The 7,789-nt window shown below is 30.3% G+C and carries 10 protein-coding genes; 3 read left to right on the top strand and 7 right to left on the bottom strand.

Annotation, left to right across the window (positions count from 1 at the left end; translation table 11 throughout):
• Window positions 1-119 precede the first annotated feature (119 nt).
• Window positions 120-863, top strand: coding sequence for a hypothetical protein (locus EW093_RS16480; protein WP_149569448.1), 744 nt, complete (start codon window positions 120-122; stop codon window positions 861-863).
• Between the two features lie 15 nt (window positions 864-878).
• On the opposite strand, the gene EW093_RS16475 is transcribed toward EW093_RS16480, so the two are convergent.
• Window positions 879-1,979 (bottom strand): sensor histidine kinase, encoded by a 1,101-nt coding sequence (locus EW093_RS16475; RefSeq protein ID WP_149569447.1) that lies wholly within the window; start codon window positions 1,977-1,979, stop codon window positions 879-881.
• Window positions 1,980-2,166: 187 nt separating this feature from the next.
• Window positions 2,167-3,075 (bottom strand): substrate-binding domain-containing protein, encoded by a 909-nt coding sequence (locus EW093_RS16470; protein ID WP_149569446.1) that lies wholly within the window; start codon window positions 3,073-3,075, stop codon window positions 2,167-2,169.
• A gap of 268 nt (window positions 3,076-3,343) precedes the next feature.
• Between EW093_RS16470 and EW093_RS16465 the strand changes: the two genes are divergently transcribed.
• Window positions 3,344-3,820 (top strand): chemotaxis protein CheX, encoded by a 477-nt coding sequence (locus EW093_RS16465; protein WP_149569445.1) that lies wholly within the window; start codon window positions 3,344-3,346, stop codon window positions 3,818-3,820.
• Between the two features lie 73 nt (window positions 3,821-3,893).
• Complete coding sequence (locus EW093_RS16460) at window positions 3,894-4,178, top strand: hypothetical protein (RefSeq protein WP_149569444.1); 285 nt, start codon at window positions 3,894-3,896, stop codon at window positions 4,176-4,178.
• Here EW093_RS16460 and rsfS read toward each other — a convergent pair.
• Genes rsfS through obgE form a run of 5 tightly spaced genes read right to left on the bottom strand, consistent with a single transcriptional unit; the run spans window position 4,151 to window position 7,779 of the window.
• The gene (gene rsfS / locus EW093_RS16455; RefSeq protein ID WP_149569443.1) at window positions 4,151-4,516 is read right to left on the bottom strand and encodes a ribosome silencing factor; all 366 of its coding nucleotides are present in this window, start codon (window positions 4,514-4,516) and stop codon (window positions 4,151-4,153) included. The two genes, EW093_RS16460 and rsfS, sit on opposite strands and share 28 nt — an antisense overlap.
• The gene (locus EW093_RS16450; RefSeq protein WP_149569442.1) at window positions 4,497-5,675 is read right to left on the bottom strand and encodes an LCP family protein; all 1,179 of its coding nucleotides are present in this window, start codon (window positions 5,673-5,675) and stop codon (window positions 4,497-4,499) included. The genes rsfS and EW093_RS16450 overlap by 20 nt, the downstream gene beginning before the upstream one ends.
• Complete coding sequence (yqeK, locus tag EW093_RS16445) at window positions 5,662-6,246, bottom strand: bis(5'-nucleosyl)-tetraphosphatase (symmetrical) YqeK (RefSeq protein WP_149569441.1); 585 nt, start codon at window positions 6,244-6,246, stop codon at window positions 5,662-5,664. The genes EW093_RS16450 and yqeK overlap by 14 nt, the downstream gene beginning before the upstream one ends.
• A complete protein-coding gene (gene nadD, locus EW093_RS16440) occupies window positions 6,215-6,796 on the bottom strand; it encodes a nicotinate (nicotinamide) nucleotide adenylyltransferase (protein ID WP_149569440.1) in 582 nt (193 codons plus the stop codon). Before nadD ends, yqeK begins: the two co-directional genes overlap by 32 nt.
• Window positions 6,793-7,779 (bottom strand): GTPase ObgE, encoded by a 987-nt coding sequence (gene obgE, locus EW093_RS16435; protein WP_149569439.1) that lies wholly within the window; start codon window positions 7,777-7,779, stop codon window positions 6,793-6,795. Before obgE ends, nadD begins: the two co-directional genes overlap by 4 nt.
• Between the last annotated feature and the right edge of the window lie 10 nt (window positions 7,780-7,789).

Below are 7,789 nucleotides of genomic sequence, written 5' to 3'. Positions count from 1 at the left end.
TTTGACTTTGTAACTCCTCCTATAGTTAATATTTGGCCTTAACTTCAAAAAACATATAATTTCCGAATAATATTTTTTTATTATTGATTTATCCCACTTTATGAACTTAAGATATAGAAATGAAAATACTTCTTATTTTATTATTAATAGCTTTAGATATATTTCCTCAGAAAATAGTAAAGGATACTAAAAACTATAAATTGAATGATATTTTTTTCGACATAGATTCTGACGGCTTTTTACACATCCCCTCAATGGATAGTAAAACTATTTCAATAATTAAGAGTAGTAAAATTATAAAGACCATTACATTGTCAGAAAAACTACTACCTAAAAATAACTACTTTGAAGTAAAAAAGAGTGAATATCTAATATATAATAACTATGTTTTATACCTATTTAATAGATCAGGGTCACTTATGGCACAAAGAAATTTTCCAATTGGTTGTATACCTAAGTTTATCTATTCTGATAATGATTTTATCTACTTAGAGCTACCAGAAATATATAATAAAGATAAAAAGACAGTTGTTTTAGACTCAAAAAGACTTTTAGATATTGGAAGATTAGGAGATAAAGAGAACTACCCAATGTTTATATTAAAAGAAAAGATTTTACCAATTAACTATAACTTTTTTAATAAAGGAATAGATGCATATTACATTGGAAACAGTGGAGACTACTTATACTGGATAGATAGGTTGGGGAATAGAATAGTTAAGTCAAAAACATCACAGAGTTACACAACTATAGAGTTAGAAGATAATATGGGCTTTAAATATTATAGATTGAAAGAAAATATTTTATACTATATGACTAATAGTGATGAAACTTTAATTATTAACAGAGTATTTTTAGATTAACTTTCATCTTAAATATTATTTAGGAATCTCAATAAAACTAGCTGGCATTAATATTACGATTTTTGTACCCTGTTTATTTGATTCATCACAATAAATTTTAGCACCAAATTCATGTTCAAGTCTTAGTCTACTAAAATAAAGCCCTAGAGTGGTTTTAGATACACCATTTTGACTCTTAAGAACGGGTTGTTCAAGGTATTTACTTATATTTTTATCAACAGTAGATCCGTTGTCAGTAATAATAATTTCCCAAAGGTTAGAGCCATTTATATAGTTCCAAGATATAGTTATAACTGTAGTACTATTTCCCCCACAATGAACTATAGAATTTTCAAATATATCTCTTAAAATTGGAATAAAAGCTGATCCACTAACTATATTCATATCATCTAAAGAGTTAATATTTATAATAAAATCTAGATTCTGTGAGAGATTTAAGCTATCTTTAACCATATCAATTAACTTAATAATTGAAATAGCAGGATTGGTAACATCATTTTTCCTTGAAATATTTTTATACCTATTTATTACATTATTTGCTCTATCTAGAGAGTCAAAGAGTATATTTAAAGACTCTTTGACACCATGAATATAATTTAATTTTAATGCTGATATCTCATTTGATAAAACCTCTGCAACCAATCTAGAGTTACTTAAAGGTCCTGATATTTCATGGGATATAGCTGGCATAATAATCTCTGACCCTTTAAGTTTCTCTCCAGCTAACATTCTTTTATTAGTTGATTCAATTTGTAATGATAGTTTATATCTTTTAAAATTCATTATAGTTGAGTTTATTGATATAGCAGATATAATTACAAAGTTTAAGATATAGGCGATAATTGTTCCATAAACTGCATCAGTTGGATCTAATTCTAACTGCTTAAATAGATAAAAAATCATGGTGCCTACTGATAAGATAATTATTGAAATAGTTAACCTTTTTCTATATGAAAAGACACCTACAATTACGATTCCCATAATAATAGGAATTAGAGGGTTATTATACTCCTTAGAAATATCCCCAAATATTACAGTTGTAATTGAAGTATATACTAGGGATAATCCAATTATTGTAGCTGTTATTTCTGTCCTAATTTTTTTACTTATAATCAAAAGAGAGAATTGGATAAAAATTGTTGGAATAACTGATATATATACTCTATCGCTATTTGTTGTTAGTAGTTGGAACCCACCAAAAAATTTGCTATTATAAAAACTATAAGTATTATGGAAAGTATATTTTTTTCATTATAACTCTTTTTTTTCAATTTACACTCCAAATCTACATAAATATAGATGTTTAATCTCTGTCATTATCTGCTAGATGATCAGATATATTTAAAAAGTTTATAAAGTCAAATCCAGTTTTATAACCTTCAATTTCTGTTAAGCCATTTAAATATTTACTAGCTTCTTTAACTCCATTATAACCAATATCAAAAGGTTTCTGAATAATAACTCCGTATATATCTTTAGACTCAATTGCTCTATATATTAGATCAGAAGTATCAAAACCAATGTGAATAATATCACCTTCCCTATGTAATCTTCTTAAAGAAACTATGGTGGATATTGTAGTAGACTCATTAGGAGTAAATACTCCATCTATTTCAGGGAGTTTTTCTAATATATCATATGAGTTTTTTCTACCAACACCTACATCAACCCCTATATAATCATCGAAAACAACTTCAAGTCCTAACTCAGTAACTGTTTTTTTAAACCCTTCTTCCCTATCTGTAGTTGATAGTAGACCCTTTGCCATCCGTAAAATAGCAACTCTGCCCTTACCATTTAAAGCTTTTACCATCTTTTTTCCAGCTAGAACTCCTGCACTATAGTTGTCAGTTTCAATAAGAGCTACCCTATCTCCACCTATATCCCTATCGATAAATATAGTAGGATACCCTTTATCCTTTAAATCCTTAATAAAGACTCTTTGCTCTTTTGAAGTTGGAGCTAATAGTATAATTTTACACCCCCTTTCAATTGCGGTACTTATAGCTGCATTTTGGCTCTGATAATTTTGTTCATCTGATGGACCTCTTGAATAGATAGTAAGGTTATAATCCTCCCCAGCTTGTAATGCTCCCTTAATAATCTCATTCCAAAAAAACTTCCCACCACCAGCAGTAATAACAGCCACATCTTCGGTGTATAAATTTAATAATGGTGCTAAACAGAGAATAATGAATACATATCTTTTCATAATTAAACTTTAGTATAAAAAAGTTAAAGATTCTAGTTTTTAATCTCTGTAGAGTGATCATTTATTGTTATATGATCAGGGCATCACCTTAAAAACTCTAAATATGGCTAATAATCGCCTAATGAGAGGCCGAAAGCAGCTTTAGTGCTCAATTTACTTAAAACAACTTTACTCTACTCATTTAATCCCTAGAACCCACAAAAACAGATTGTAATAAAAAAAATATTATACGTTTGACAACTAAAAATTTACTTCCTATAATTCTATTATGAGTAAAATATCTGAAGAGGCATTAGAATGTTTCAAAAAATCAATATCTGAGATAATGAATGAATCAGGTTTCCATAATGCAACGATAAGTCTAGAAGAGAGAGATATTGAGTCTTCCATATTAATCACTATTGGGTTTACAGGAAGATTGCACGGATATTTAATGTTGCAAACAGATTTTGAAAGTGCTACAAATTTTGTTAATATTTTAGCTGATTATATTGGTATGGAGATAGATTCATCAAGCTTTGGAGACTTCCACAAGTCTACATTTTGTGAAATAACTAATCAAATTTCCGGTAGATCTACAATTCACCTTTCTAGTATTGGCTTAGACTCAAATATAACTCCTCCATCTATAATAGTTGGAAGTTCGATATATTCTAGCGTTTCAGACTATGATGTCTCCCAAACATACTACATTAATGATGCTTTTGGTACTTTTAAAATCTTTATTTGCATTAATATCACTTAATTAAGAAAACCTTATTGACAATGACAATGTATTATAAATATATTCATATTAACTTTCTAATAAGAGGAATATTATGTTTTCAGGTTTATCGATCAGTCAAAAACAGATGGGGTTTTCTTCAAATGAATTTTTATACAGTGATAGCGAAGATGATCACTACGAAGAAGTAGATGATAGTTATTCTATTTTAGATGATGGCATTGTCTTAGATGAATCCATAGAGGATGAATATGAAGATTTTGAAGATGAGATGGAGAGTGACATACCTGAGCCAGTTGACCCAGATATTATCGATAACTTAAGTATTATAGATCAAGAAGAAGCGGATCACTATGATACATTGGAAGATGAAGAGTAAACAACTTCTGAATCTTTCCATAGTTCTTCTAGATTGTAGTACTCTCTTAATTCGTCATTCATAAGATGAATAATAAAGTCTCCACAGTCAAGAAGAACCCAGTTACTATCACCAGTATTCTTTCTATTTTGCTTTATAGAGTATCCCATAGAGTGAATTTTCCCTCTTATTTCATTTACAACACCCTTTAAGTGGGCATTACTACTACATGTTGTTATTATAAAATAACTTGTCCATGAACAGTGTTCCATTAAATTAAGAGCTAATGTATTACTACCCTTTAACCCTTCAATCTCTTTTGCTAATGTTAACACATCATTAATTACAACGTTTTCCATCAAAATCCTTTCCTAATATGATTGTAAAATCAATTGTATCATCTATTCCCTCTTCTACTTGAGAGTGTATATAATCACAATTGATCAACTCGCCTATAGCTTCTGCAGCTTCCCTATTATCTTTTCTAATAAGTATACTGGTAAACTCATGCTCTTCATCCCCACGTTCTGCATTGCCAATACCTGAAATAGTATAACCAAAACTACTTAGATGGTTAGCAGCACGGGATGCTAATCCTGGAACATTTGTTCCATTTAAAACTTCTATATTAAAATTAATTTTTTCATCACTAATAACCTCAGGGTTACTAAGATTTATCAGTATCATTTTCACCTTTACTTTAATAAGATTCTCATTATTGTAAGGGAAGATTAGTTCATCACCACTAACAATTTTACTCTCCCCTAATATCCCCTGCAAAACAAGTCTGTCCACTTCTAATTGGCCTAGATAATCAAACAATTTTTTTAAGGAGTTCATATCCAAATTAGTTCTTATTTTTTCTGATATTTGAACTAAGTTTTTTTCTATTACAATTTTTTTTGAATACTTTTTAACCTGCATTAAAAAGCTCTGCATTATTTTTTGTTTACGACTAACTTTACCAGTCTTATGCTCTGTAGATATTTCTAAATCTAAGTACTGAAGTACTTTATCACCTTCAAGAACAACACTTCCAGAAGGTATACTGTAGTGGGTAGTATTATCCTCTAAAGCCTTTGAAATAAAAATATCTAATCCATCAAAAAGATCTACTAATTGGGAGAAGTTGTTTTTTTCTATAACCAAGTGATATGGTAAATCTACAGCTAAAATCTCTCCGATTTTATCCCTAAAGACATCAACACCTTGTTCATTATAAATAGAGTCAACCCTAGAATACCTTTTCATAGAGGACATAATAGTCCCAGTGTTTTCAGGAACGTCAATTAGTGCACCTTTGTTAGTCTCGGTATTAATTAGTAAAACCTGGGTTAATAATGGCTTTTTATCCTCAACAATAGTTATTAAAATACTAATAACACCCTTCTCTTTAACTAATTGGGATATTTTATCAACTCGAACATTTAAATAAAGGGAGAATGCTGTCATTGCTGTTATAAGTATTATGGCTAATAAAATTAGTAAGCTTTTATCAAACTCTTTATTTTTTTTCAAAATTAATCTCCATTAAACTCTTATACATATCCTCTGTCTCCTTAACCAAGGAATTACCCTTACTAATTAAAAAATCCTTTGAAAGATTAATAACATCCAAAACCATTTTATCTAAACTTTTATTTAAAATAGCTTCCCTTAGTCCCTTATCTATATGGGTTCTATCTAGGGAAATATAATCAGCAACATATATAATTTTAGCATTATTACACATATTAGGAAAACCTACTGTATGAAACATTATTGCTTCTAAAATATCACTGTTAATAATAGAGAATTCTTCTTTTACAAAAGCAGCACCTACTGGCCCATGATAAAGTTGAGGCATTTTTAAAAACTCTTCTGAAAAAATATTGAACTTTGAAATTTGTTCCTTTAAATCTCTTACCTTAAACTCTCTAGCAATATCGTGGGCAAGACCAGAAATATAAGCTATATCCATATCATTTCTAGTTAATTTTGCTATCAAAGAAGACATTTCAGCAACTTTTATTGAATGAAGATACCTACCCTCACTTATATTTTTCTTTAAATAATTATCAATCTTTACTATTACTTCTGTATAATCCATTTTCTCTTATGTATTCTATCACTTCTTTTGGTAAAAGGAAATCGATATCTAGACCTGAAGAAACTCTTTCTCTAATCTCAGATGAAGATAGTGGGAAGACTCTATTTTTAATAAGGGAATGGCTATATTTAAAGTCGAAACTTAGGTTTTCTCGTACTCCAATTATTATATTTGCCTTCTCTACTAACTCTTTGGGATTTTTCCATAAGTGAAATGTTGGAGCTAAATCATCTCCTATAATAAAACTTGGTTTATCAGTTAAGTTGTATAATTTATTGATATCATCAATTGTATCCACAGTTCTAGTAATAACACCTCGTTTAATGTCACAATCAGAAACTAGAGCCCAAGGTATATCTTTAGTAGCTAATTTAAGCATTTCTAACCTATCTTTAGAACTTGATAATATACTATATTGCTTGTGGGGAGATATATATGTTGGGACGAAAATGATTTTATCAAACCCAAATTTTTGCCTTACTTCATTTGCAAAAAAAAGATGACCAAAATGGGGAGGATTAAATGTCCCCCCTAAAATAGCTATTTTCATTTATGTGATAAGTCAAAGAATTTCTTCTTTATCTCTTCAATTCCTGTTCTAGCAAAAACAGATATTGCTGTAATTTCAAGATCAGGATATGTTTCTTTTAACTCTTTCAATGCTACGTCAGTACCTTCGATATCTGTTTTAGTAGCAATTAATAGTCTAGGTTTTTCTAAAAGTTCAGGCTGAAACTCTCCAACTTCAAATAAGAGTTTTTCATAATGAGTTAGGAATTCAGGATTACTTAAATCCACCATAAAAACTAAAGCTGCTGTTCTTGATATGTGCTTTAAAAACCTTATACCTAATCCTGTTCCCCTATGGGCACCTTCTATAATACCTGGAATATCTGCCAATATCACATCTTTATCGTGAATTCTCATAACTCCTAAGTTAGGTATTTTAGTTGTAAAAGCGTATTCTGCGACCCTAGGATCCGCATTAGTTAACATTTTTAGTAGACTCGATTTCCCCGCATTAGGAAAACCAACAAAACCAAGATCGGCTATCATATTCAATTCTAGAAGAAGTTCTCGATATTCCCCCTCTTCACCTGGTTGAGCAAAACGAGGAAGCTGTCTTTTAGCAGATCTAAAGTGCCAGTTTCCTTGACCACCTCGTCCACCAACTAAAAAAACAAAATCTTTTTCTGTAGAATCAGAAAAATCAATAATCACTTCTTTTGAGTTATAATCCCTAATAATTGTACCAGGAGGAACTTGAATAAGAACATCGGCACCATTGGCACCGTGTTTTTTTCGTCCCATACCCTGTCCACCATTCTTAGCTTTAAAAGTATGTTTAGAATTAAGGTGAGAAAAAGTTTTTAGGTTTCTTCTAACTTGGAAAATAACGTTTCCGCCTTTTCCCCCATCGCCCCCATCGGGACCACCCTTTTCTACGTATTTCTCTCTTCGAAAAGAGACTGCACCCGGACCTCCGTTTCCTGAGAAAACTTCAATCCGAGTTTCGTCTATAAAACCACGCAAATATAGTTTC

The sequence above is a fragment of the Thiospirochaeta perfilievii genome (assembly GCF_008329945.1).
GTDB lineage: Bacteria > Spirochaetota > Spirochaetia > DSM-2461 > DSM-2461 > Thiospirochaeta > Thiospirochaeta perfilievii.
Note: the sequence above shows the minus strand (reverse complement) of the source record. Positions and strands in the feature narration are given on the sequence as shown.